This is a genomic window from Algoriphagus algorifonticola (genome assembly GCF_007655305.1).
GTDB lineage: Bacteria > Bacteroidota > Bacteroidia > Cytophagales > Cyclobacteriaceae > Algoriphagus > Algoriphagus algorifonticola.
Genome location: NZ_VLOG01000019.1, coordinates 59,195 through 85,704 on the forward strand (window position 1 = coordinate 59,195; position 26,510 = coordinate 85,704).

Here is a 26,510-nt window from a genome sequence, read left to right on the forward strand (position 1 = left end):
ATGGAATCCCTGCCTGCGGCAGGCAGGTCGCATAGGTTATAAGCATTCCAGTGTGTGTAGGCTCCGACATGCTCGATTTCATGATAAATAAAATAGTTGGTAAGCGAACAAAAGTCCAAAATTGATGCCAATAGCCTAACCAGCTTTCTATTTATATGACGGTTTTATCCACGTAATTAGAATTCAAAATACCCAATGCCCCCATATATTTGAGGTCAAAAGTCAATTCATCGCCTACGTGATACTTATTCGGATTTTCTCCCAAATTGATGATAATCATATCTGAACTAGCACCTAATATTTCTATGCTGGAATCCTTTGGCAATAGATACTTAGGGTCAACATCAAGAAGCCCTACATCTACAATTGCCCTATATGAGGTCTGTCCGTAGAGGCTTTCATCAATTTCAGCCACTTCTCCCTGAGGATTGGCTGCAAGATTTCCAACTGGAAGCAATGGTTTTTCCTGCATTTCGATGATTTCAGCATGCAGTTCAAATACGTCTCCATGCATGCCTTCGATGACTTTTTCTTCAAACAGATCCACTCCAAAAAACAGGGTCTCCCCTACTCTAAAGTGATTAATTCCCATTGGCAGTTGATGAGTCAGCATCAGAGGAATAGTCACAGAAGTACCTGCCGAAACCCAAGGAATCTTTTTATTGAATTTCAGTTCTATGATTTGCTTGTACAGCGAGAGCTGTATCAATTTATCAGTAGAAGGCATTACTCCGTTGAGGCAATTGAGATTCGTGCCCAAACCTATGATTTCAATATTTGGGAGCTTAAAAACTTCCGAATAGAAATCAACCAACTGTTCTCCCATCACTCCTTCCCGCAGATCACCGGTTTCAACCATGATAATGATCTTATGCTTTTTATTTTGGAGTACAGCTTCTTCACTGATCCAATGAATAGTCTCCAATTCACTGTTGAGTGAGACATCAGCAAATTCTACCATTTTGCCCACATTCCTTTTGGATACAGGCTTGATATAAACAGTCTGAACTTCTGGATTCAGCTTCTTGACCATAGCAAGATTGCTGATTCGGCTGTCATGAACTTCATCAACCCCAAGGTTGATCAATTCCTGCAAAAAAAGTCTATTACCGCATAGTAGCTTGGAGACTACTCCCCATGCAACGCCGCTTTCGTTAAATTTCTTTTTAAGGAACTCAAAGTTGTCTTTGAGTTTGGATTTATTTAATGTGAGATAAGCCATCTTACTTATTCAATCTCATTTCGAGGTATTTGTTTGTAAATCCTAGTCTTTCATACAATTTTTTCGCCGGATTGTCCGGTTCTACGTGCAAAGCAATTGCACCATTGGCCATTTTGATAGCCATATCCATGATTTTCCCGCCTATGCCTTTTCCTCTTTGGGAAGCATCTACAGCGATATAAACCAGAATATTTTCAGGAATATAACCAGACATACCAGTCTTATTCATCACCAAAGTTCCTACAATTTTCCCATTTTCACGAGCAATGACTACAAAGCCACCTGCATGAAGTCCCTGATCAAGTGCATAATCCAAGCACTTCATAATATCATCTTTAGGATCTCCATATTTCCCCAAATGCTCAAACAGGAAATCTGCTATTTCATTTTTCTGAAGGAAAGTTGCATTATCAATTGCGGAGAGAGTTTCTAATTTTATCATATTATTTATTACTAGGGATAAAGATTTGATCAATTTTATAAATACTAATATAAGTAAATAAAGAGGCAGTTAAGCCAAATAAGTTGGCATCCAAGCCAAATGGAAGCCCAACTTCCAAGAAGGTAAGGGTAGCTGTCAAGCCCCCTCCTATTATCATTGCAGACACCGCAGCTTTTGAATTATCCTTTTTAAAGAATAATCCAGCCACAACTGGTACAAGTAAACCAGATACCATAAAGGCATAGGAATAAAGCATCAAGCTGAGAACTTCCGTCATTTGCCAAGCAATTACTATCGCTACTATTCCAATCAGCAATGTCAATAATTGGGACACTCTCATCTCCAACCTGTGAGATTTCCCTTTTAAATATTTGCCTAACAAATCTGTAGTCAAATTCCCAGATGCAGCCATCAAGCAAGAATCAGCAGTAGAAAGGACTGCGGAAAAATAGGCAGACATCATTAATCCTAAAATGCCGGCAGGCAAAATCTGGCTTAGCAAAACAGGTAGTCCCATCTCTGGATCCATGGCAGTAGTAAAACCTTCTAAAGCCCCCTGCTCGACCGCGACTCTTGAAAGTAAGCCCAAAGATACTCCCATCAGCGCCATAATTGGCCATTCAAACAGTCCGGCAATAAACCATGCTCTTTTGGCTGTTTTGACATCTCGGGCTGCGAAAATCCTTTGATAGAGCGTCATTCCTACAAACCAAATTGGGATAATAGTAATTCCCCAATTGAATAAATCCTGCCAGGTTAAATTGGAGAAGGAGAAGAATTCAGCTGGCAAGGTGGATTGAATTCCCTGCCATCCACCTACATAATGAAAGGACATGGGTATACCAATAAACATCAAGCCCAGCATCAAAATAATCCATTGGATAGTATCTGTGTAGATAACAGCTTTAAGCCCTCCCATCACGGTGTAAACAACTGCTATCGCACCCATGATCAATAAAGCCGTTTGCAAATCCAAAGCCTCAAAAGTACCTGAAGCCAATTTTGCACCGGCTAATAATTGAGAAGAGGTAAATCCTAAATATCCCAAAAAACAGATCAAAGCTGCCACTCTTGCAGTGGTGGAATTATAGAGATATCCTACTATCTGGGGAAAGGTGAAAAATTTGGCAAATGCCGGGTCGGACTTTACTCTAGGAATTAAAATAACTGCTGCAAGCCAAGCTCCCAATAATCCTGTAAAAAGCATCCAGGAACCTGAAAGTCCCATTGCGAAACCTAAGCCTCCTAGTCCAATTGAAAATCCTCCACCTACATCAGTTGCTACAACAGATAATCCAATGTGAAGACTACCTATACTCCTGCCTCCAACATAATAGTCCTCCTGTCCTGTGTTTTTTCTCATGAAAAAATAGCCCACACCTAGCATGGCGATCATGTATATCAGGAAGATCAAGAGATCTATGGAATGCATTATGTTTTTGGATTTGTATCAATTGATTTTAAAATATAATTTTTCAAAGTTAGCAAAAAAGCCTCTAATTTGAAATTTTATTGGGTTTTTATGTTAAAAATAACTTTTCAGTCCTATTTCCACTTTAAAAAACACAAATTGAATGTATAGAAACAAAAAAGCCAGGCGAACCTGGCTCTTTTCGTTAATATGGATTTTAGACGTTTTCGCTACTCACTACTGCAGAGAAATACTCTCTATTCATTCTCGCAATATTGGTTAGGGAAATACCTTTAGGACACTCCGCAGCACAGGCACCTGTATTGGTACAAGCTCCGAATCCCTCAGCATCCATTTGAGCAATCATCTTTTCTGCTCTTTCTTTTCTTTCTACCTGCCCTTGTGGCAACATGGACAATTGAGAGATCTTTGCCGAAGTGAAAAGCATTGCTGAGGCATTTTTACAAGCTGCTACGCAAGCACCACAGCCGATACAGGTCGCTGCATCAAACGCTTCATCTGCAATTTTCTTAGGAATAGGAATTTCGTTTGCATCAGGAACACCACCGGTGTTGACGGATACATAACCCCCGGCTTGAATAATTCTGTCAAATGAAGATCTGTCTACCACTAAATCTTTTACCACTGGGAAAGCCTTAGCTCTCCAAGGTTCAATGGTGATGGTCTCACCGTCGTTAAAAGATCTCATGTGCAACTGACAGGTAGTAGTTTGCTGAGGACCATGCGGCTTACCATCGATATACATGGAGCACATTCCACAGATACCTTCCCTACAGTCATGATCAAAATGTACAGGATCTTCTCCTTTTTCAGTCAATTGTTCGTTGAGCACGTCCATCATTTCCAAGAAGGACATGTCTTTGGATATTCCCTCTACAGGGTAGGAGACAAACTTGCCTTGATCGGCGTTGTTTTTCTGTCTCCAAACTTTTAATGTCAATTTCATACTACTATGAATTTTTGTCTTGATTATTTATATGAGCGCTGGGTCAACTTCACGTTTTCAAACTCCAATGGCTCTTTGTAGAGTTCTTCCTCCTGATTGTCCCCTGTGTATTTCCAGGCAGCAACGTAAGCGAAGTTTTCATCATCTCTCAAAGCCTCTCCTTCCGGAGTTTGATATTCCTCTCTGAAGTGTCCTCCACAGGACTCATTTCTATTCAAAGCATCATCGATCATCAATTCTCCCAATTCAAGGAAGTCAGCTACTCTATGCGCTTTTTCCAAAGACTGATTAAGTTCCTCATTATCACCAAGGACTTTCACGTCTTTCCAGAATTCTGCTCTCAATGCTTTGATTTCAGCTTTAGCTTTTGACAAACCTTCAGCCGTTCTAGCCATTCCGCATTCATTCCACATGATTTTACCAAGTTTCTTGTGGAAGTAATCGACGGTTTTTGATCCTTTAATGCTCAAAAGCTTTTGGATTCTCTCCTTCACTTCTTTCGCGGTCTTTTCGAACTCCGGATGATTGGCATCCACTGGCTTTGGTCCGATTTGAGCTAGGTAGTCTCCCACAGTGTAAGGGATTACGAAATAACCATCCGCCAAACCTTGCATCAAAGCAGATGCTCCTAATCTATTAGCACCATGGTCAGAGAAGTTAGCCTCTCCCAATGCATACAAACCAGGCACAGTGGTCATCAAATTGTAATCTACCCAAAGCCCACCCATGGTGTAGTGAACAGCTGGATAAATCATCATAGGTACTTTGTATGGATTTTCACCGGTGATTTGCTGATACATATCGAAAAGGTTACCATATTTTGCTCTGATCACCTCTTCAGTATCTCTTTTAATAGCATCTCTGAAGTCCAAGAAAACTGCTTCTCCAGTTTCGTTCACACCTCTTCCTTCGTCGCAAACATATTTTGCATTTCTTGAAGCCACGTCTCTTGGCACCAAGTTACCGAAGGAAGGATATTTCCTCTCCAAATAATAATCCCTCTCATTCTCAGGAATATCATTTGCTTTGATTTCACCTTTTCTCAGCTTTTCTGCCATTTCTTTAGAAGCTGGCACCCATACTCTACCATCATTTCTTAAAGATTCTGACATCAAAGTCAATTTAGACTGATGATCTCCAGAAACTGGAATACAGGTAGGGTGAATCTGAGTATAGCAAGGGTTCGCAAAGTAAGCACCGCGCTTGTGAGCTCTCCAAGCCGCTGTTACATTGGAACCCATTGCATTGGTTGATAGGAAGAACACGTTTCCATATCCTCCTGTACAAAGCAATACTGCATGGGCAGCATGTGTTTCAATGGCGCCGGTAATCAGATTTCTGGTCACAATACCTTTGGCCTGACCATCGATCACCACCACGTCCATCATCTCGGTACGAGGATATAATTTTACTTTTCCGTTGGCAACTTGTCTACTCAAAGCTGAATAAGCTCCCAATAACAATTGCTGTCCGGTTTGACCACGGGCATAGAAGGTTCTGGAAACCTGCGCTCCACCAAAGGAACGGTTGGCCAAAAGACCTCCGTACTCACGTGCAAAAGGTACACCTTGCGCTACACATTGGTCAATAATATTCACCGATACCTCCGCTAGACGGTACACGTTTGCCTCTCTGGCACGGTAGTCACCACCTTTTACGGTATCATAAAACAATCTGAATACTGAGTCGCCGTCGTTTTGATAGTTTTTAGCAGCATTGATTCCGCCCTGAGCTGCAATAGAGTGCGCTCTTCTTGGACTATCCTGGAAACAAAAAGCCTTGACATTGTAACCCAACTCTGCCAGAGAAGCTGCCGCAGAAGCTCCTGCTAAACCTGTACCCACTACGATGACCTCGTACTTTCTCTTGTTTGCCGGATTGACCAGCTTGCTGTTAAACTTATGCTTAGTCCATTTTTCTGCTAAAGGACCAGCAGGTATTTTGGAATCTAGTATCATACGGGACTATTAAATTAGCTAGTGAAATAGATATAAAGTGGCATGCTGGCAAAAAGCGCAGGAACCACTACACAATAAATCTTACCTACAGTTTCTATTGCAGGTGAATATTTTTTATGACTCAATCCTAAAGTTTGAAATGCGCTGGCAAATCCATGTGATAAGTGAAAACCTAGGAAACCCATTGCTATCACATACCCTGCAACCAATAATTCATTCTGAAATGCGAAGGTAACTATGCTGAAAAGGTCTTTGTACTCTTCCCCTTCATAGGTAACAGTTGGTACATTTCCCCAATGCATCTCATACCAAAAGCCCTGTAAATGGACTACCAAGAAAATTAAAATGATAGTACCCAAAATCCCCATATTTCTGGAGGACCAGGTTGAATTAGTAGAAGCTTTGGACTCGGCGTAACCTACTGGTCTGGCTGCTTTATTCTGTCTAGTTAGCCAGATAGACCAAACTACGTGACCGATGATAGAAATGTAGGTTAAATAAGAGAGGATCTTTACTGCCGGATTGGTAGTCATAAATTTGGCATAAATATTAAATGCCTGACCATCATCGTCATTGAAAAGCAATAAATTTCCAGATACGTGTCCTGTTAAAAACAGGATGAGGAATAAACCGGTCAATCCCATGATCAATTTTCTTCCTAGTGTGCTACTTAAGGTTTTGGTAACCCAGCTCATACAATTTTTTTGAATTAGTTTAAAACGAATGTCTTATAATAACTGCTCCAAATTTACATGTGGAACAGCTAGTAAACAATCCATTCATAATCTCCGATCTTATTTTAAAAGGTTCTAAATAAAATCCTTGTTTAATCGTTTTAAATAGCCAGTCTATGAGTTCATTCAACAGGCTGTTTGATTTTATTGTTTGATTTTACGGAGAATTTCTACTTACTTCCCTTTATTTCGTAAGTATATTTCGAAGAATTGAACACGAGGAGTCAACTTTTCGTCTCTTCTAGTGTTTTTATAATAAAATTGGATCAATCGGGAATACCATGAAGCTTAAACTTTCTCTCGGATTTTTATTCGTCTACTTCATTTTAGGCCTTGCTACTGTTTGGGCTACTCATATTCGTGCAGGAGAAATCATCGCCGAAAGAACTTCCGTTCAGACTTTAACTTACAGGATTACGGTAGTCGGATATACTGATACCCGATCCAATGTGGTATTCGGTCCGGGAACAATCAACTTTGGTGATGGAAGAGTAGAACAGCTCAATACCCAAAGTGACTTTTTTTTAGTAGAAAGTTTGGGAAATCAGATCGAAAAAAACACGTTTGTTATCTCGCATACTTTTCAGGGTCCTGGTGTCTACACCATCAGATTTCAGGAATTTAACAGAAATGACCTCACCTTAAATATGGATAACTCGGTTGACACTCCTTTTTATGTGGAAACTCAAATTACCATAGATCCTTTTATTGGTGTTAATAATTCCCCTGTACTAACCATCCCTCCAGTAGATAATGGTGCTGTTAATGTTAGATACATTCATAACCCAGGAGCTTTTGATCCAGATGGTGACAGTTTGTCTTACGAATTAGATGTCCCAAAACAAGCCTTTCAAAGACCGGTAAATAATTACAGAAGCCCTGCCAGCAGTGAATTTAGCTTTAGCCAAGAAAGCGGTGCTACTCCTGCGTTCTTGAGGTTGGATCCTATTTTCGGAGATCTTATCTGGGATGCTCCAGGCACTGCGGGACAGTTCAATGTTGCCTTCAGGATAGTAGAATGGCGAAAACTGGATGGTAAATGGACCCGAATTGGATATGTTGTCCGGGACATGCAGATCATTATTGAAAACTCGAATAACCGAAGACCAGAATTGATTTTACCACCGGATCTCTGTGTGGTAGCAGGAACTAATATTCAGGAAATCATCCAAGGTCAAGACCCTGACGGAGATCCTATCAAAATTGAAGTCTTTGGAGAACCTTTGGAAATCTCCAATCCTGCAAATTATGCCCCTGTTTCTACCTTCCAGCCGAGTCCTGGAGTCGTCAATTTCAATTGGCAAACAGTCTGTAATCACGTTCGGGCAAGAGAATATGATGTGAGAGTTCGAATCACGGATCAGCCTAGGTCTGGGCCCGCTTTGGTTGATGTCAAAACCTGGAGAATCAAAGTGATCGGACCACCTCCTGTTTGGGATGAACTGGAACAACTTCAGGGAAGGTCTGTAGAATTGAATTGGAATCCTTATGCTTGTGCCAATTCTGCTTCAGAAATGCAGATATGGAGAAGAATTAATTCTGACCCCTATGAGCCTGATAGTTGCGAAACAGGTATTCGACCAGGGTATGAGTTGATTGGTACTACCGACATGCAGACATTCAGCTTTACCGATTTGAACGGTGGTGAAGGCTTAGCTCCAGGCAATACATATTGCTACAGATTGGTAGCCGGATTCCCTTCTCCTAGATCAGGGGAAAGTATAGTATCTGATGAAATTTGTATCACGATTGACGTGGACGTTCCTATTATTACCAATGTAAGCGTAGAGGCAACAGCTACTCAAGATGGGGAAATATTTATCAAATGGACTCCCCCTTATGATATTGATCAGACTCAATTCCCCGGACCTTACTCCTACGAATTGCTGAGAAGTGAAGGCTTTACAGGAAATCAAAACCGAACCAGTTTGGGCATTACCTCTGATACTTTATTTACTGATACAGGACTGAATACCGAGGATCTGGTATATAATTATCGAGTAGTATTACTTGACAATAACACCAAAATTGATACATCCTCCTCTGCATCTTCAGTGAGGCTGGAACCTACCATTATCAATGAAGCAATTGAGTTAAACTGGAGCTTTACTGTTCCTTGGAATAATTCTGTCAGCGAATTTAAACATGAGGTGTACCGAAATAGAACTGATGCAGATGCACAGGATACAGATACCTTTGAACTGATTGCTGAAGTAGATGTCACTACTTCGGGCTTTACTTTCCTGGATGATGGAAGCTTCAATGGAGTCCCTTTGGAAAAAGAATTGGAATACTGCTACTATGTCATCACCAAGGGGGCATATAATGTTGAGGGACTGGAGTATCCTTTGGAGAACAAGTCTCAAATCATCTGTGCAGAACCGGATGACAATAGGTTGCCTTGTCCACCTGTTTTGACATTTGAAGGGCCGGAATGTAGTGCTTACGTGGCGGAGCAACCGTGTAATTCCAACACCTATTTCCATGACTTAAGTTGGGAGCCTGATTTCTCAGGAGAGTGCGATGACGAGTTGGCAGGATATAGACTTTACTTCACACCAGATGGTGAAGAAGGCCAGTTTGAATTAGTAGCCCAACTATCTGCTATCCAGCTATCCACGAGAATTAACAATTTGCCAAATTACAGAGGTTGCTACTACATTACTGCGATTGATAGATCCGGCAATGAAAGTGAGCCAAGTAATATAGTTTGTGTGGATAATTGTCCTAATTATGTCTTACCAAATGCATTTACACCTAATGGTGATGGCTTGAACGATACCTTCTCTGCTTTTGACAATCCATTCTCTCAATGTCCACGATTTGTGACTGGGGTAGAGATTATGATTGTCAATCGTTGGGGAGCTGAAGTATTTACTTACAATAGTCTGGAGTCCAACGAGAATGACATTTTCATTCGCTGGAATGGAAGAGACAAGAACGGAAATGATTTACCGGCTGGTACTTACTTCTATTCCGGCAAAGTATTCTTCGATGTATTAGACCCGAGCTTAAGAGAGCGAACACTCAAAGGAACCATTCAAATCCTTCGATGAGCCAAAATAAATCCATCATCTTTTTTGATGGAGTCTGCAATCTCTGCAATGCTTCCATTGATCTTATAATCAGAAATGATAAAAGAGATCAGTTTCTAGTGGGAGCATTGCAGGATGATTTCAGCAAAAAAATCCTTTCCAAATTTGATGTCAAAGAGGACTACTTAGACTCTTTAGTGCTGATTCAGGACTCAAAAGTATTCTACCGAAGTACCGCCGCACTAAAAATCTCCAAACATCTCGCTGGACTTTGGCCATTTTTTTATCCCTTAATTATTTTACCTAGATGGTTAAGAGATCCAGTTTATGATTGGATTGGGAAAAACAGGTATAAATGGTTTGGGAAAAAAAACACCTGCCGACTACCCAAACCGGAAGAAAGGGCAAAGTTTCTGTCTCCAGAAAATAGCCCGATTTAGAAATACTGTATAATCATCCAATAAACCGGCATTCCAAAAGTGATGTTGAAGGGGAAGGTAATTGCCAATGCCATTGGTATATAAAGACCTTCATCGGCTTCTGGGTTTGCTAATTTCATAGCCGCAGGTACAGCAATATAGGAAGCGGAAGCAGCCAGGATAGAAAAGATAAACCTGTCACCGATTTCGGGCGCAATCCAATGACTGATAAAGGCTACAATACATCCATTGATAAGGGGAATTACAATGGCAAATACAGTAGAGAAATAACCGTATTTGAAAAAGGATTTTAGCTTTCTGCCACTACTTATTCCCATATCCAATAAAAAGACGGCCAAGAATCCTTTGAAAATATCTGTCACGAAAGGCTTAATTCCCTCCGCCTGCTTTTCATCTGCAATAAACCCAATCACTAAGCTTCCCAAAATAAGTAATACAGAGGCATTGGTAAGCGCATGTTTGACAATTTGCCTCATTCCTCCTTCAGGCTTGGTATCAGAGTATTTCCTCAATAAAATTACCCCTGAAATAATTGCAGGAGCCTCCATCAATGCCATCACGGCAACCATATGTCCTCCAAATGAAGTGCCCTGTATATCCAAAAAAGCCACGGCAGCTACAAACGTTACGGCTGAAATTGAACCGTATGCTGCTGAAATTGCCGCGGCATTTGGAGTCCCCAACCTTTTCCTCAAAATAAAAAAGGTATAGATAGGAACTCCTGCAGAAAGTGTCAGACCAAATAAAAGTGCCCAGACAATTGATATGTCAAATTCACTATGGGATAATTCTTGCCCACCCTTAAATCCGATGGATAGCATTAGGTAGAGCGCGATGAACTTGGCAGAATTTGCGGGTATTTCCAGATCACTCTTGAATCGGACCGCTAAAATTCCCAACACGAAGAACAAAAGACTCGGGTTGGTGAGATTGTTAATCAAAATCTGGAAATCCATGCTGCAAAGATTCCAAAGAGAAAGGTTAAAAAAAACAAAAACATAATATTTTTTTATCGTTTATTACTTTTGTATTAATCTTGATTATGAACATCTCACTGAATCAGCTCAAAGCCCTGAGTAGCATAGCCCATTTTCAAAGTATTACCAAAGCCGCAAAGGCTTTGAATATGACTCAGCCGGCTGTTTCGGTACAATTAAAAAATCTCCAGGAGAATTTTGATGTGCCGCTCACTGAAATCATTGGGAAGAAAATCCACATCACAGAATTTGGGCAGGAATTAGTGGATATGTCTGAGCGGATTTTTGCGGAGATGGATCAGATCGAACAGAGAATGATGGAATTGAAAGGCTTATTGGCCGGAAAAATCAGAATCTCTGCTGTATCGACAGGGAAATACATTATTCCTTATCTGATGGCCGATTTCATGAAAATCCATCCTCATGTGGAAATCAATCTGGAGGTATCAAATCGCTTTAAAGTATTGGCTCATTTGGAAGAAAATAGTACTGATTTGGCGTTAGTGTCGATTGCTCCGGATGAAATGAACCTTGAAAGCATCGTCATCGCGGAAAATAAATGGTATTTGGCCTGCTCGCCAAAAAAAGCCGAAGAATACCAAAAATTAATCAGTGAAAATAAATGGGAGAAAATTCCCTTTATATTGAGAGAAAGCGGATCAGGAACAAGAGTGATGATGGAGAAATTTTTTCATGACAGGGACATCAATACCAACAGTAAAATGGAATTGGCTACCAACGAGGCAGTGAAACAAGCCATCATGGCTGGGTTGGGTGCTTCCATTCTTTCCTCCTATTCCATGGTCAACGAAATCAAAGAAAAACGGATCCATATTCTAAAATTCGAGGGACTTCCTATCGTAGCTGACTGGAAATTGGTTTGGTTGAAGCAAAAAAAACATGCCCCCGCAGTAAAGGCTTTTATCCGCTGGGTAAGTGAAAATAAGCGGAAAATTTTCCAAGATCACTTTGAGCAGTTGAACGAATTGAACTGACCACCCACCAAAAGGAAAAATCTTATATTTGCCCTCTCAACAAATAAAAACGCATGAAGGCATTTGTTTTTCCAGGCCAAGGCGCCCAATTTCCCGGAATGGGAAAAGCACTTTACGAAGAAAATCCAGAGGCAAAAGCGCTTTTTGAAAAAGCGAACGAAATTTTGGGATTCAGAATTACCGACATCATGTTTGACGGAACTGATGAGGAGCTGAAGCAAACCAGAGTGACACAACCTGCAATTTTTCTTCATTCGGTGATTTTGGCAAAAACCACCCCTGACTTCAATCCTGATATGGTAGCAGGTCATTCTTTAGGTGAATTTTCTGCTTTGGTTGCCAATGGTACTTTAGCCTTTGAAGATGGCTTGAAATTAGTTTATCAGCGAGCTATGGCTATGCAAGAAGCTTGCGAGATCAATCCTTCTACTATGGCTGCAATTTTGGGATTAGCAGATGAAAAAGTAGAGGAAATTTGTGCCCAAATTACTGAAGAAGTGGTCGTTCCTGCCAACTATAACTGTCCAGGCCAATTGGTCATTTCCGGGTCTAACAAAGGAATTGAAATCGCCTGTGAAAAAATGAAAGAAGCAGGAGCCAAAAGAGCATTGCCCCTACCCGTTGGAGGAGCTTTTCATTCTCCATTGATGGAGCCTGCCAGGGAGAAATTACAGAAAGCGATTGAAGAAACTACTTTCAGCGAACCAATTTGCCCGGTTTACCAAAATGTAAGTACTACGGCGGTCAGCAATGTCTCTGAAATTAAAGCCAATTTGATTGCTCAGTTAACTGCTCCTGTGAAATGGACTCAGTCTGTTCAAAACATGGTCAAAGATGGCGCAGTAGATTTTGTGGAATGTGGACCCGGAAAAGTATTGCAGGGCCTAGTCAAAAAAATTCATCCTGAAGCCCAAGTTTCAGGACTGTAAGAATCTAAATAGGCTGTTTCCTAAATAGTTTTAATGTCAGTCTGAGCAGAGTCAAAGGCCATTCCTGTCAATCTGGCACACATTTCGACTTCGCTCAATGTGACAAAATCACTTTTGAGACAGCCTTTTTTAATTACCCTAAAATTTCAACGAAAGACTCATCTGGACAAACTTCCAAAAGTTGGAAATTGGTTTGATTGAGTTGAGGATGGATTCGATCCGGTAAAATTTCAACTAGAGGAATGAGCACAAACTTTCTTTTTTGCAAGTAAGGGTGTGGCACTTTTAAATTTTCATGGTCAATTACCTCTTGATTCCAATACAGGATATCAATGTCCATGGTTCTATTCCCCCAAGTTTCAAACCTCTTTCTACCCAATACTTTTTCAATTCCTTGAATTTCCTTCAAAAACTCCAAGGGTTCCAAGGCTGTATAGATCACTACTACCTGATTTAAAAAATCCTGGTCAGCCACATTTCCCCAGGCCTCCGTTCGATAAATAGAGGACTCGCCTTTTAGTTCTCCAAGATTAAGAAGCTGCTTTTTCGCCTCTCCAATAAGGCTCAAGGTATCCCCTAAATTACCTCCCAAAATCAATACAACCTCATTATTCATAATCTGAAGGAAATTATCTTTATTGACTCGCCAAATTAGCCTATTTTAGCTACTTCAAATGTATTCATTATGAAATTCTTAGGAAACGTATTAGCCGTCATCGTCGGGCTTTTTGTATTCAGTATTTTAAGCCTTTTGCTCCTATTGGGATTAATAGGAATAGTTGCCTCCACTGGAGAAAAGGAAGTAACCGTTAAAGAAAATACCATTTTACACCTTGACTTAAATGGCAGAACATTGGTGGAGCGTACCAGTGATGATAAACTTTCATTTGGCCAATTTGCCAATCCTTTTGGCAATCCTATAACTGCAGGTTTGGTCAATTTGAAAAAAGCCATTCGTGAAGCGAAAACCAATGAAAAAGTTAAAGGCATCTATCTTAATACAGGTTTGATTATAGCTGGTCAAGCCAATTTGCTAGAATTGCGCGAAGAGCTGGAAGCCTTCAAGGAATCCGGAAAATTCATCATTGCCTATGATGAAGCTTATTCGGAAGGGGGCTATTATTTAGCTTCTGTTGCAGATGAGATTTACCTGAATCCGCTGGGAGGGATTGATTTCAACGGATTGGCATCGGAGGTGATTTTCCTAAAAGGCTTCTTCGAGAAAGTAGGGATAGAGCCGGAAGTATTCCGAGTAGGCGAGTTCAAAAGTGCCGTTGAGCCATTTATTTTAGATAAAATGAGTGAGGCAAACCGCCTGCAAACCCAATATTTCTTGGATGATATCAATGACCAGATGGTCCAAGCGGTAGCAAACTCCAGATCTGTGGCGTTGGACAGCATGACCTTGATCAATGATTTGATGCTAGTCAGAAAGCCGGAAGACGCGGTGAAATATCAGTTGGTCAATGAACTACTCTACGAAGATCAGGTTCATGCTAAACTTCGGGAAAAGCTAGGCTTAGAAGAAGATGATGACATTCTGACAATCAATGCAACGGATTTAGGTTCGGTAGCAAAATCCAAGAATGTTACTTCCAAAAATAGAATCGCCGTTATCATCGCCGAAGGGGAAATAGTCTCAGGTGAAGCTGATGGAGTGATCAGTTCGGAAAAATTTGCCAAAGAAATCCGAAAGGCAAGAAAAGATGACGACATCAAAGCCATTGTCTTGCGAGTTAACTCTCCCGGAGGATCAATTGTAGCTTCTGAGGTAATTTGGAGAGAAATGGCCGAAGCGAAAAAAGTAAAGCCTGTGATCGTTTCCATGGGTGAAGTTGCAGCATCTGGCGGATATTATATTTCCGCACCGGCAGATACTATTGTTGCCCAACCTAACACCATCACAGGTTCTATCGGGATCTTTGGCTTATGGTTTAATGTACAGGAGCTAATCAATGACAAGTTGGGTATCACTACGGATGTGGTCAACACCGGTCAACTTTCTGATTTCATGAATCCCGGAAGAGATCTGACAGAAGTAGAAAGATCAATCATACAAAGCTCAATTGAAGATGGTTACGACACTTTTATCAAGCGTGTAGCTGAGGGAAGAGGAATGAGTCCAGATGCAGTGAAAGAAGTTGCTTCAGGAAGAGTTTGGACTGGAAATCAAGCTCTGGAAAGAGGCTTAGTGGATGTATTGGGTGGACTGGATAAAGCAATTGAAATTGCTGTGGCCAAAATAGAGGCAGGAGATGATTACCGTGTTATATACTACCCAACGATCAAGCCTTGGTTTGAGCAGATTATGTCAGATCTAGGTGAAAGCGTAGAAACAAAAATCCTTCAAGCGCAATTAGGTGAACACTTTGGGCTTTATCAAAAAGTAAATAAGCTGAAACATTATCAGGGAATTCAAGTCAGAATGCCACAGGATATAGTAATTAAATAAGCATAATTGGCTGAATCATACGAACCTTTGTCACATTGAGCGTCCCAACAATTGTACGGGATCGAAATGTATTCCTAATTCCGGAAACAGCATTCGACTCAGCTACCAATGATAGATTAAATTAAATTCCGAAAAAATAGAATTTTCGGAATTTAATTCTTTCTTATTGAAAATTTATTTCAATTGAATTAAGCACTTGCTACATCAATTAATCATTTTTCCTTTTTTCTCTTTGTTCTTTTGGCTTGAACCAAAAGAACCAAAAATTCAAGACGCAGCAAAGCTTCAGCCGCACTGGGCCGGACGCTGGCCCGCTGCTGCGTCAGCCCACCGCGCCCTCACTAAATAAGTTCTTCTAAAAGGAAAGGGTTTCAATTGTGAAATAACAACAGACAAATCCATTTTGGATGACCCTGTCATATCATTTTTTATATGTTCGAAGAATATTTAAGACTCAGGCTGACAAATGATCGTCATCCGAGCTAGGCTTTTTTATGCTTGATAAATTTTTTAAAGCTTTTGAAGCAATGTTTTCCAGGCAGCTTCTACTTCTCCCTTTTCCAATAATTGCTTGGCTAACTCATGGATATGATAGATCCAGCTTTCATGGTCATTTTTAAATCTCAACCTCATCTCTTCCAGAATGGGACTCTCTCCAAAAGCCTTGATTTCCTCAGCACTAGGAAGCTGCTCCACATTTCCTAATCTCCCTAAATTATTGCCAGTTAGGACCGGGCTACTTCTGATTTCTTCAGGAATTTGATCCACACCAATTCCCATAGTCCTCAAAGGTTTAGGAATTTCAAAAAGTGCAGTACCATTTGTTCTAGAATACCAGTTTCCTCCAAGTCTGGCTACCAAATCAATTTTGTTAGGATCAATTACTCCATTTTGATCGAAAATCTCCTCATCTACATGAACTGCAATCACCTCACAAATAACCAAATTGCCAGCTCCTCCCTGATCTCCTAAAGCTTTTACCTCATTCACCTTGCACTCAAAAGCGACTTTCGCCTCTTTGATACGCGGCGGTTTCACTTCCGTTGAAGGAATAGCCGTAAACCCAGCCTTAACAAACTCATCTACCTCTCTGGGATATTCTGTACTTGCCAAAGACATCTGTTCTACCATTCCATAGTGAACTACATGGATGACAACTTCCGGAACTTCTTTGACATTCTCCAAGGTATGCTTGGTGGTATTGTCTCTGACTCTTCTGGAAGGAGAAAAAACCAAAATTGCCGGATTAGTGCTGAATAGATTAAAAAAACTAAAAGGACTCAAATTTACATTTCCTGCCTGATCTATGGTTGAAGCAAAAGCGATCGGGCGGGGAGCAATACTGCCCTGTAAAAGTGCGTGAAATTCAGGTGTCGCTAGGTCTTTGGGATAAATGGTTTTCATTTCTTCAATTTATAATTCAATTTTAATAGATAAACCTTTTCTGACCATATAGTTCCTCCAAAATGAAGTTAAAATCAATCATTCTTTGTCTTTTTCTCATAATTCTAAGTGCTTCAGGAAGCATTGCCCAAATAAACAGACATCAAATTGCCACATTTAACATCCGCTGGGATAATCCCGGAGACGATGGGAATTTATGGAAAGACAGACTACCTCATGTCACTTCACTGATCCAATTTCATCAAATCGGAATTGTTGGCATTCAGGAAGGCTTACTTCATCAGGTAAAGCAGCTGGAGAAAAGTTTAGCGTATGATTACATCGGAGTTGGAAGAGATGACGGAGAGGAAAAAGGAGAGTTTTCGGCCATTCTTTTTGACTCTATGCGCTATCAAATGCTTGATCACGGTACTTTTTGGCTTTCCCCAACACCTGAACTCCCAAGCAAAGGCTGGGACGCCGCGCTTAATCGAGTATGTACTTGGGGAAAATTTGAAGACCAATCCGGACAGTCCTTCTATGTCTTCAACATTCACTATGACCATATTGGCCAGCAAGCCAGAGAAGAAAGCAGTAAATTAGTTCTGGAACAAATCAATGCCATCAACCAAGAAAATCTCCCGGTTATTTGGATGGGAGACTTTAATGTGACTCCTGACAATCCGGCCTATACCACTATCACTTCTGCTCCTGGATGGCAGGATGCCCGATTAATCTCTGAGATTCCCGCATACGGTCCTGCTGGTACATTTACCGGATTTGATTGGGATAAAATGCCTGACGGAATTATTGATCACATCTTTGTCAATGGCTCAATTCAGGTTATTCGTCATGGAATATTAACAGATAATTATGGTAAAAAATATCCCTCAGATCACTTTCCCGTGATGGTAGAAATTCAGTGGAAGTAATTTTAACCCGAAATATGCAGTAGACTTCTTATTACGAGTCCAAACCGCTTCAAAATCAATCGCTTTGCTGTATTTAGCTCAATCACCGTAGCGGTGCTATGCTTCATTCTCCGCCTCAGGCGGATTGATTTTATTGCGGTTTGATCTCTCACTACAGATTCTAATGCATAATCCGGGTTTAAAAATAAAAATGCCCCCAAGAAGCAAGATACTTTTTGGGGGCATTATTGTAAGGGGCTTTCTTAAGAATTCATAATTTCCTCAATTTCATCTGCTTCGATTGGTATATTCCTCATCAAGTCGAAATATCCGTCTTTTTGAATCACAATATTATTCTCCAGTCGGATTCCAATCTCCTCATTTTGAATATAAATTCCTGGCTCAACAGTAAACACCATACCAGGAGTAATAGGACCATACATAGTACCCACATCATGCACGTCCAAACCTATATGATGGGAAGTTCCATGCATGAAATACTTCTTATAAGCCGGCCAGTTTGGATCCTGATTTTTTACATCCGTTATATCAATCAATCCCAAGCCTATCAATTCGGACTGCATAATCAAGCCAACTTCCTTATGGTAATCCTGGATAGTCACTCCGGGCCTTAGCATATTCATCGCCTCCTTTTGCACTCTCAATACTGCATTGTACACTGCTTTCTGCCTTTCGGAAAATCGACCATTCACAGGAATTGTCCTTGTCATATCCGCATTATAGTTTCCATACTCTGCCCCTACATCCATCAGCAACAAATCTCCATCCTTACAGGCTTTATTATTTTCAATGTAATGAAGCACACAAGCTGATGCACCCGAAGCTATGATTGGCTCATAAGCAAAGCCCTTACTCCTATTTCTGACAAATTCGTGCAAGTATTCAGCTTCAATTTCATATTCTGTGACTCCTGGTTTTACGAAATTGAGAATTCTTCTAAAACCCTTTTCTGTGATATCACAGGCAATCTGCATTTGGTCTATTTCCGCTTGCTCTTTAGCCCCCCTTATCTCATGCATAATGGGAGCTAGTCTTTCGTACTCATGCAATGGAAATCTTTCCTTACAGGTTTTGATAAATCTGGCATCCCGTGTCTCCACCACTACCCCAGCTCTCAGGTGCTCATTGGTATTCAAATAAATCCGCTCAGATAATGCCGTAACCGTATTGAAAACCTGATCAAAATTTGCAAGCCATTGGATATTCTCTATCCCCGATGCTGCCTGAGCTTCATCCTTTGTATACTTATGTCCTTCCCAAATTGCGATGTGCTCATTGGTTTCCCTTAAAAACAACACCTCCCTCATGGAAGGATTAGGACAGTCAGGGGCAATTAATAAGATACTTTCCTCCTGATCAATCCCTGATAAATAAAAAAGATCATTGTTTTGCCTAAATCTCATCGTACCATCCGCATTGGTAGGCATAATGTCATTGGAATTGAGAACTGCAACAGAATTTTTCGCCATTTTTGCTGCAAGTTTTGCCCTGTTTTTCACATACAAAGCAGCTGGTAAGGGTGTATATTTCATAAAATCTCTGGATTTAAATTCTTTAGGATTACCTTTTTTAGATTTTCCTTATTGAAAAGAACCAAAATTGAACTTCGATAGACAAACTTAACATTATTCGTAGGGAGTTTAAAAGGTAGATTTTTTATTACCTTCAATTCAAAGAGTTAAGATGTATCAAATTAAAGAACTAGCCAACGGTATCCGCATAGTCCATCAGGAGGTAACTCATACCCGACTTGTGCATTGCGGATTTGTCTTAAATATAGGTAGCAGGGATGAAACCAAAGAACAGGAAGGACTGGCCCACTTTTGGGAGCATATGGCTTTCAAAGGAACCAAAAAAAGGAAAACCTTTCACATCATCAATCGCCTGGAGTCTTTGGGAGGAGAGTTGAATGCCTATACCACCAAAGAAAAAATCTGTTTCTATGCATCGGTGCTCAAAGAGCATTATTCCAAGGCAGCCGACTTGTTGTTTGACATCACATTCAACAGCACTTTTCCTACCAAAGAAATAGAGAAAGAACGCCAAGTAATCCTGGAAGAAATGTCTATGTATAGAGATTCTCCTGATGACTCTATTCAGGATGAGCTGGATGCTTTGGTATTTGAAAATCACTCCTTGGGAAGAAATATTCTCGGCACGGAAGAAACTGTATCAAACTTCAGTCAACAAGATTTTTTTGATTTCATATCCACCCGGCTTGATACCTCACAGGTAGTGTTTTCTATCGTGGGAAATATTTCCTTTTCTAAGGCATTAAAGGCAATTGAAGGTCCTTTGTCAGAAATACAACCCAAAAGGACACTTTATGCCAGAAGTGCATTTCATACATATGCACCTCAAGTCAAAACCATAAACAGGGACATATCTCAATCCCTTTGTGCCTTAGGCAGACCTGCTTATTCACAGCATGACCCCAATAGATATAAGCTATTTCTTCTCAATAATATTTTGGGAGGGCCCAGCATGAACAGCAGGCTCAACCTTGCTTTAAGGGAAAAATACGGCTATGTGTATAGCATTGAGTCCAGTTATCAGCCATTTTCGGATACCGGATTCTTTGGGATTTTCTTTGGCACAGAAGAAAAAACCTTAAAAAAATCCACTCAAATTGTTCACCGGGAATTGCATAAGCTAAGAACCAAAAAACTGGGGACTATGCAACTCCACATGGCGAAGGAGCAGGCTATTGGACAAATGGCAATGGCAGAAGAAAATTATGCTGCGTTGATGCTTGTATTTGGCAAAAGTCTGATCGATCATGGGAAAATAGACCCTTTGGAACGTATCTTTGAGCAGATAAGAAGCACCACAGCCGAAGAGGTATTAGCAATAGCCGAGGAAATTTTCAATCCAGAGCAACTCAGCTACCTCACCTATTTACCGAATTAAAATGGAGTTTATAGATCCCGAATTATTAGCCTATTGTGAATCCCATACTTCAGAAGAGGATACTCTTTTGAAAAAAATTGTCCGGGAAACTCAGGCCAAAGTCCTAATGCCTAGAATGATTTCAGGGCATTTACAGGGAAAAATCCTGGAGCTGTTTGTAAAAATGCTTCGTCCAAAAACGATTTTGGAAATAGGAACCTACACTGGGTATTCAGGAATTTGTATGGCAAAAGGACTGGCTGAAGGTGGAAAGCTAATTACGCTTGATATCAATGATGAGCTGGAAACCATGGTTCGTGGATTTTTTGAAGAAAGTGGTCTTGCCACACAAATAGACTACAGATTAGGCAACGCCTTGGATATTATCCCTAGTTTGGAAGGTCCATTTGACCTGGTTTTCATAGATGCTGACAAATTCAATTATTCTAGTTATTACGACTTGGTGATCGATAAAATGCCTTCAGGGGGTATCATTTTGGCAGATAATGTACTTTGGTCTGGAAAAGTATTGCCAGAAGGAAGAAAAAAATTAGACAAAGACACTGAGGCTATATTGGATTTCAATCGGAAGGTTCACCAAGATTCCCGAGTAGAAAACAGTATTTTACCTATAAGAGATGGAATCTTAATGGCAAGAAAACTGTGAATTCATAAAATGGGAATCATTTTTGCTCATGCAGGGCTGATATCAGAAGACGACCGAGCATGAATTTCAAAAGTTTACAATTTTTCATTTTTTCCTGCTTCCTTTTAGCCTCTACTCCTATTCTGGCGCAAATACCACAGGTGCCTGCGGAAATGGAATTTGCAGACATGATTATCCGCATCAATCCTCAGGCTAGAAGGGAAATTCAATTAGATGTTGATGCCTTGTACCGAAACCCCAGCTACTTCAAAGTGAAGCTGGAGCGGGTAAATCTTTACATGCCAATCGTAGAACGGGAGCTCAGAAGCGTTGGAGTTCCTTTGGATCTAAAATACCTAGTGATTCAGGAAAGTGGTTTGATCCCTGATGCAGTCTCAACCTCCAATGCGGTAGGCTTTTGGCAGTTTAAGCAAGGTACCGCAGAGGAAGTCTTTTTGAGAGTGGATAGCCAAATAGATGATAGAAAAAATATAGTAAACTCCACTCGTGGAGCAGCTCTTTATCTGAAAAAGCATAACAACACTTTTGATAATTGGATGTGTGCCTTGGTTTCTTATCAAATGGGCTTAGGCGGTGCTAAAGCTTATTTTGGAAACCGATATAATAGTCAGCGAATCATTGATATTGATAGAAATTCTCACTGGTATTTTAAAAAATTTCTAGCCCACAAAGTCGCGTTTGAAAACCAAATCGGAGGGGTGCTGGTCAGCAATTCACAGCGCTTGGTTGAAGTTCAGGTACAAGGCCCCACCTCACTCAAGGAGCTTGCAAAAAAATACCAGGTCTCCGAAGAGCATCTAAAAGAAATGAACAAATGGACCATCAACGGAAAAATTCCGGCTGGTAGAGGATTTTCTTTGGTTTATATCCAGGAAGGAAAATTGGACTACAAACCTGCTGTGATCGAATCAAAACCTAGCCAGACCAAACCAAGTCAAAAAAGTAAAGCTGAGGAAAAATATTATCCGGCTTATAAGCAGGCCAACTCTTATCCTAAAATTTCAGGAAACACCACCAAGGCTACTCAGCCTGATCAGATTACAGTTAATGAATTGGACGGTGTCTTAGCAGCAAACACGACCTCCCCTGAAAAATTTGCAGATAAAATCGGGATTAAAGAAAGAAAGTTTAGAAGACTGAATGACTTGGATCCTGAAGAAAAAGTAGAAGCAGGAAAATATTATTACACTGAAAAGAAAAAGTCTAAAGCGGAAATTGAAACTCATATTGTCCAGCCGGGAGAAACACTTTGGAGTATTTCTCAAAAATATGGAATCAAGCTTTCAGCTTTGAAGGCAAAAAACAGAATCAGAAGGGATGAGGATTTGAAGGCAGGAATGGTCTTGAGCCTGCAGGAACACAGAAAAAGAGGGGAAGAAATTCCCGTTGTCACTGTACCTTCATCAACTCCTGTTAAAGTAGCTCAATCACAGTCGGAGCCTAAGTCTCAAAATCAGACTATCCCTGTCTATGATACCTCTACCCAAGATCCTGAGCCTAGCTACAGCAATTCGCCTAGTAAAATCACTCATACCGTATCTCCGGGAGAAACTCTATATGCGATAAGTAAAAAATACGGCGTTACAGTAGATCAGCTGAAAACTTGGAACCAAATCGGAAGCCAGAACATTATCAGCGTTGGACAGAAATTAACTATCTTCAAGCCCTGATTTCGACCTTTTTCATGCCCAGATTACTTCTCCTAGCAGGACTTTTGGTTTTCCTCCTGAGCGGAAAGATTTTAGCTCAAGATATACAGATCATTCCCGATACAGTATTGATCAACGGGGATACCCTGTTGATGCTTGGTGATTCCTTATTGATTGATGAACCCGTCAAGGAAGTTTTCTGGAAAACCGGAGGTAATTACAATCTAAATATTGTCCAGTCTACTTTGAGCAACTGGGCAGCTGGTGGTACGAGTTCATTCGCCCTCAATACAGGAGTTTCCCTTTATGCCAACTACAAAAAAGACAAAAAGGTCTGGGACACGCAGTTGAATATCAATCTAGGTTTTAACAGACAGACTGATAGAGCTTTTCAAACCAGAAAGACCAATGACAACTTCATATTTGTCAGTAATTACGGACGGGAAATTTCAGAAAAACTCTACTTATCCACTCAGATTGATGCCCGAACTCAGTTGTTGGAAGGTTTCAAGTATAGCAGGCCGGCTGGAAGTGAAAGCGATTTGAGAACCAAAATATCGGACCTGCTTTCTCCAGGCTATGTTCAGTCCTCCACAGGTTTGAATTATAGAAAAACTTATCCAAACAAAGGTAAGTTATCTGTCATCCTTTCACCTTTCACAGGTCGATTTACCATTGTCATGAATGACTCACTCAGTAATGTAGGAGCCTTTGGTGTTACGCCTGGAGAAAATGTAAGAGCTGAAGCCGGGATGTCATTGGCCACCTCTGTGGCCGATATTTCCTTGATGGAGAATGTCAATTGGAAAGCAGATCTTAACCTCTTTTCCAATTATGAAAGATTCGGAAATATGGTGGTCAACTTTAATTCTTCAATCCGAATGAAAGTAAATAAATACATTTCCACGAGGATTGAAACGGTATTAATCTACGATGAGGAGGTATTTATCAAGCAGGATGATGGCACATCCAAACAGGCTATACAGTTGCAAAACCTGATCAATTTTGGGATTTCTCTGGATTTTTAGAAATCAGTCTCCAGCCCAAACTTCTTTCTAAACTCATTTAAAGCTGGATGCTTTTCCAATAAATAATTGAATTTATCCGAACTCGTATAAAGTTTATTTTTGGCTGTTTCGATTTCTTCCTTGACTTCCAAGGATAGCTGAAATTTTCCTGCACCTGTCAGGTTTCTTATCAGAGTCATCAGCTCCTGACGCATGGAATGTGCCCTTTCTTCCTGCACATGCCCCATTACTTCCAAGATCATTTGATTCTCCTTGACCTTGATGGGCTGGTTGAGAATGGCTAATTCCAGACTTTTTCCCTGCTTTTTGAAATGCTCCAAAACCTGAGGTAAATGCTGGTCTAGAAGTTCCTGTGTCAGAGGCTGACTAGTCTCCACAGTAGAAACAAATTCTACCAAATCGTCTGCCTGTTTCGCAGCTTGGGTATTTTTCTGTTCAAACTCTTTGACCAGTTTTTTGGTCTGGGAGAGACTGGTTGGAATCGAGATGGTCTTTTGAACAGGGGTAGTTTTCCCCTTAATGGAATCAGCACCTAATGGGATATCGGGAACTTTTTCCTCTACCGCTTTTTCGTTATTCAGGCTTTTTTTTTTGATTCCTCCACTGCCAATGCAGCTAGGTTCAATGCCTGAGGTAATTTGGCCATTTTCATCAAAGCCAACTCAACATGAAGGCGCTGATTTTTACTGGTTTTATAATGAATGTCACATTGGTTGGCAACATTCAAAGCAGAAAGTAAAAAAGACTGACTGGCTGCTTGGGTTTGTTGAAGGTATCGCTCCTTGACATTTTCGGAAACTTCAATCAGATCTATGGTCACAGGATCTTTCACTACCAACAAATCCCTGAAATGCTCGCAGAGACCAACGATGAAATTATGCCCATCGAAGCCTTTTTTAAGAATTTCATCAAAAATCAACAAAGACTGGGAAATATCTCCTTCCAATAAAGCATCTACTACTTTGAAATAGTAGTCGTAATCCAGAATATGAAGGTTAGAAATGGTCTCTTTGTAAGTTACTTTTTGACCTGCAGAATAGGTTACAATCAGGTCAAATATGGAAAGTGCATCTCTCAATGCCCCATCTGCCTTGGTAGCGATCAGACGGAGTGCCTCATCCTCATAACTCACACTTTCTTTATCCGCGATGTGCTTCAAATGGTCCGCGATATGCTTGATTTGGATTCTGTTGAAATCAAAAATCTGACATCGGGAAAGAATGGTCGGAATGATTTTATGCTTCTCTGTGGTTGCTAAAATGAAAATGGCATACTTAGGAGGCTCCTCCAAAGTCTTCAAAAATGCATTGAAGGCCTGATTGGACAGCATGTGCACCTCATCAATGATGTAGACTTTATATTGACCTTTTTGAGGAGCATATCGAACCTGATCTACCAGATTTCGGATATCATCAACCGAGTTGTTGGAAGCTGCATCTAGTTCGTAGATATTGAAGGAAGAGTTGTTTTGGAAGGAAACACAGGATTCGCAGGTCCCGCAGGCTTCTTGGTCCTCCCCTCTATTTTCGCAATTGATTGTTTTGGCAAGAATTCGTGCACAGGTAGTTTTCCCTACCCCTCTAGGTCCACAGAAAAGAAAAGCCTGAGCAAGATGATTATTCTTGATCGCATTTTGAAGTGTGGTGGTGATATGCTGTTGCCCCACGACACTTTTAAAATTAGCCGGTCTATATTTTCTTGCCGAAACGACGAAATTTTCCATCACCGCAAGATATAAAAATCTCGGTATTCAGCCTTCTTCAAATTTGAGCAAAATTGAAGTTTTTATATAAAGGACTGAGATTGAAGAATATCTTATTGAATGATTTTAAAATTAAATTTGAAAGATAAAGTAGCTAGTCCTCTCACATCTCGTTTCCCTACTCTCATGTCTAATCTCTTGCTTCTCGTCACTCGCCTCTAATTTCTCATCTCTCGCTTTTCGTCTCTCGCCTCTCGCTTCCATTCTCCCCTTCTTATATAATACCTAGTTCCCGTTGAACGGAACCAAATTTAGCTTACTTTTGTCTTCTCATTAGCAAATGGGGCTGACCGGTTTTGACAGTAAGTGTAAAGATCGGGCTTGCATGCAGGCTGGAGTATGTACGGCCTTGAAAGATTCATACGAACCATAAATGGCGAAAATACTTACGCCATGGCTGCCTAATCTAACCTTTTAGGATAGATAGCTTAAAGGGTTGAGTCACAAACAGTGATTCCCCGGCCACATCTCACCATCCGTTGTCTGGTCCGGGTGGAATTGAGGTGTCGACTTGACTGGACTGCGGCCTGCGATGCGATTAAGCAGGCTTAAGTTCTAATCGCTAAGCCAAACTTAGGTGTGTCACCCAGCATAGTTTGGTCGAAAACCCAATCGGTGACTAAGCATGTAGACGGTAC

Annotated in this window: 22 protein-coding genes and 1 other RNA gene (1 of these 23 cut by a window edge); 11 read left to right on the forward strand and 12 right to left on the reverse strand. The window is 40.6% G+C overall.

What is annotated here, in order from left to right:
- Positions 1-151: 151 nt before the first annotated feature.
- The 6 genes from FL972_RS03955 to FL972_RS03980 all read right to left on the reverse strand — a co-directional run bounded on the left by FL972_RS03955 (position 152) and on the right by FL972_RS03980 (position 6,695).
- Positions 152-1,222, reverse strand: coding sequence for an alanine racemase (locus tag FL972_RS03955; protein WP_144603796.1), 1,071 nt, complete (start codon positions 1,220-1,222; stop codon positions 152-154).
- 1 nt (position 1,223) lies between these two features.
- A complete protein-coding gene (locus FL972_RS03960) occupies positions 1,224-1,664 on the reverse strand; it encodes a GNAT family N-acetyltransferase (protein WP_144603797.1) in 441 nt (146 codons plus the stop codon).
- A gap of 1 nt (position 1,665) precedes the next feature.
- Positions 1,666-3,096 carry a sodium:solute symporter family protein gene (locus FL972_RS03965; protein WP_144603798.1) on the reverse strand — a complete coding sequence of 477 codons (1,431 nt, stop codon included), beginning with the start codon at positions 3,094-3,096 and terminating at the stop codon, positions 1,666-1,668.
- 196 nt (positions 3,097-3,292) lie between these two features.
- On the reverse strand, positions 3,293-4,042 hold the full coding sequence (locus FL972_RS03970; protein WP_144603799.1) for a succinate dehydrogenase/fumarate reductase iron-sulfur subunit: 750 nt from the start codon (positions 4,040-4,042) through the stop codon (positions 3,293-3,295).
- A gap of 23 nt (positions 4,043-4,065) precedes the next feature.
- A complete protein-coding gene (locus FL972_RS03975) occupies positions 4,066-6,000 on the reverse strand; it encodes a fumarate reductase/succinate dehydrogenase flavoprotein subunit (protein ID WP_144603800.1) in 1,935 nt (644 codons plus the stop codon).
- A 14-nt stretch (positions 6,001-6,014) separates the two neighbouring features.
- Entirely contained in the window at positions 6,015-6,695 is a 681-nt protein-coding gene (locus FL972_RS03980) for a succinate dehydrogenase cytochrome b subunit (protein ID WP_144603801.1), read from the reverse strand.
- A gap of 320 nt (positions 6,696-7,015) precedes the next feature.
- Here FL972_RS03980 and FL972_RS03985 point away from each other — a divergent pair, with 320 nt between their 5' ends.
- Together FL972_RS03985 and FL972_RS03990 are read left to right on the forward strand one after the other, a co-directional pair.
- Entirely contained in the window at positions 7,016-9,790 is a 2,775-nt protein-coding gene (locus FL972_RS03985; RefSeq protein ID WP_144603802.1) for a T9SS type B sorting domain-containing protein, read from the forward strand.
- On the forward strand, positions 9,787-10,209 hold the full coding sequence (locus FL972_RS03990) for a thiol-disulfide oxidoreductase DCC family protein (protein ID WP_144603803.1): 423 nt from the start codon (positions 9,787-9,789) through the stop codon (positions 10,207-10,209). The genes FL972_RS03985 and FL972_RS03990 overlap by 4 nt, the downstream gene beginning before the upstream one ends.
- Here FL972_RS03990 and FL972_RS03995 read toward each other — a convergent pair.
- A complete protein-coding gene (locus FL972_RS03995) occupies positions 10,206-11,165 on the reverse strand; it encodes a sodium-dependent bicarbonate transport family permease (protein WP_144603804.1) in 960 nt (319 codons plus the stop codon). The two genes, FL972_RS03990 and FL972_RS03995, sit on opposite strands and share 4 nt — an antisense overlap.
- Positions 11,166-11,251: 86 nt before the next feature.
- Here FL972_RS03995 and FL972_RS04000 point away from each other — a divergent pair, with 86 nt between their 5' ends.
- Both FL972_RS04000 and fabD read left to right on the forward strand, forming a co-directional pair.
- Entirely contained in the window at positions 11,252-12,181 is a 930-nt protein-coding gene (locus tag FL972_RS04000; protein ID WP_144603805.1) for a LysR family transcriptional regulator, read from the forward strand.
- A 53-nt stretch (positions 12,182-12,234) separates the two neighbouring features.
- A complete protein-coding gene (fabD, locus tag FL972_RS04005; protein ID WP_144603806.1) occupies positions 12,235-13,110 on the forward strand; it encodes an ACP S-malonyltransferase in 876 nt (291 codons plus the stop codon).
- Between the two features lie 133 nt (positions 13,111-13,243).
- Here fabD and folK read toward each other — a convergent pair whose 3' ends face one another.
- The gene (gene folK, locus FL972_RS04010) at positions 13,244-13,726 is read right to left on the reverse strand and encodes a 2-amino-4-hydroxy-6-hydroxymethyldihydropteridine diphosphokinase (RefSeq protein ID WP_144603807.1); all 483 of its coding nucleotides are present in this window, start codon (positions 13,724-13,726) and stop codon (positions 13,244-13,246) included.
- A gap of 69 nt (positions 13,727-13,795) precedes the next feature.
- On the opposite strand from folK, the gene sppA reads away from it, so the two are divergent.
- Entirely contained in the window at positions 13,796-15,562 is a 1,767-nt protein-coding gene (gene sppA / locus FL972_RS04015) for a signal peptide peptidase SppA (protein WP_144603808.1), read from the forward strand.
- A 510-nt stretch (positions 15,563-16,072) separates the two neighbouring features.
- Here sppA and FL972_RS04020 read toward each other — a convergent pair.
- On the reverse strand, positions 16,073-16,966 hold the full coding sequence (locus FL972_RS04020; RefSeq protein ID WP_144603809.1) for a flavin reductase family protein: 894 nt from the start codon (positions 16,964-16,966) through the stop codon (positions 16,073-16,075).
- A 62-nt stretch (positions 16,967-17,028) separates the two neighbouring features.
- Between FL972_RS04020 and FL972_RS04025 the strand changes: the two genes are divergently transcribed.
- Positions 17,029-17,877, forward strand: a complete 849-nt coding sequence (locus FL972_RS04025; protein WP_144603810.1) for an endonuclease/exonuclease/phosphatase family protein — start codon at positions 17,029-17,031, stop codon at positions 17,875-17,877.
- Positions 17,878-18,119: 242 nt separating this feature from the next.
- Here the strand turns inward: FL972_RS04025 and FL972_RS04030 are convergent, their stop codons facing one another.
- The gene (locus FL972_RS04030) at positions 18,120-19,409 is read right to left on the reverse strand and encodes an aminopeptidase P family protein (protein WP_144603811.1); all 1,290 of its coding nucleotides are present in this window, start codon (positions 19,407-19,409) and stop codon (positions 18,120-18,122) included.
- A 151-nt stretch (positions 19,410-19,560) separates the two neighbouring features.
- On the opposite strand from FL972_RS04030, the gene FL972_RS04035 reads away from it, so the two are divergent.
- Genes FL972_RS04035 through FL972_RS04050 form a run of 4 tightly spaced genes read left to right on the forward strand, consistent with a single transcriptional unit; the run spans position 19,561 to position 24,110 of the window.
- Positions 19,561-20,787 (forward strand): M16 family metallopeptidase, encoded by a 1,227-nt coding sequence (locus FL972_RS04035; protein ID WP_144603812.1) that lies wholly within the window; start codon positions 19,561-19,563, stop codon positions 20,785-20,787.
- 1 nt (position 20,788) lies between these two features.
- Complete coding sequence (locus FL972_RS04040; protein ID WP_144603813.1) at positions 20,789-21,433, forward strand: O-methyltransferase; 645 nt, start codon at positions 20,789-20,791, stop codon at positions 21,431-21,433.
- A 59-nt stretch (positions 21,434-21,492) separates the two neighbouring features.
- Positions 21,493-23,103, forward strand: a complete 1,611-nt coding sequence (locus tag FL972_RS04045) for a LysM peptidoglycan-binding domain-containing protein (RefSeq protein WP_144603814.1) — start codon at positions 21,493-21,495, stop codon at positions 23,101-23,103.
- Between the two features lie 14 nt (positions 23,104-23,117).
- Complete coding sequence (locus FL972_RS04050) at positions 23,118-24,110, forward strand: DUF3078 domain-containing protein (RefSeq protein WP_144603815.1); 993 nt, start codon at positions 23,118-23,120, stop codon at positions 24,108-24,110.
- On the opposite strand, the gene FL972_RS04055 is transcribed toward FL972_RS04050, so the two are convergent.
- Positions 24,107-24,508 (reverse strand): hypothetical protein, encoded by a 402-nt coding sequence (locus FL972_RS04055; protein WP_144603816.1) that lies wholly within the window; start codon positions 24,506-24,508, stop codon positions 24,107-24,109. The genes FL972_RS04050 and FL972_RS04055 overlap by 4 nt on opposite strands.
- 179 nt (positions 24,509-24,687) lie before the next feature.
- Complete coding sequence (locus FL972_RS04060; protein ID WP_144603817.1) at positions 24,688-25,833, reverse strand: DNA polymerase III subunit gamma/tau; 1,146 nt, start codon at positions 25,831-25,833, stop codon at positions 24,688-24,690.
- A gap of 321 nt (positions 25,834-26,154) precedes the next feature.
- Here FL972_RS04060 and ssrA point away from each other — a divergent pair.
- Positions 26,155-26,510, forward strand: a transfer-messenger RNA (tmRNA) gene (gene ssrA / locus FL972_RS04065); it runs 115 nt beyond the window's last position.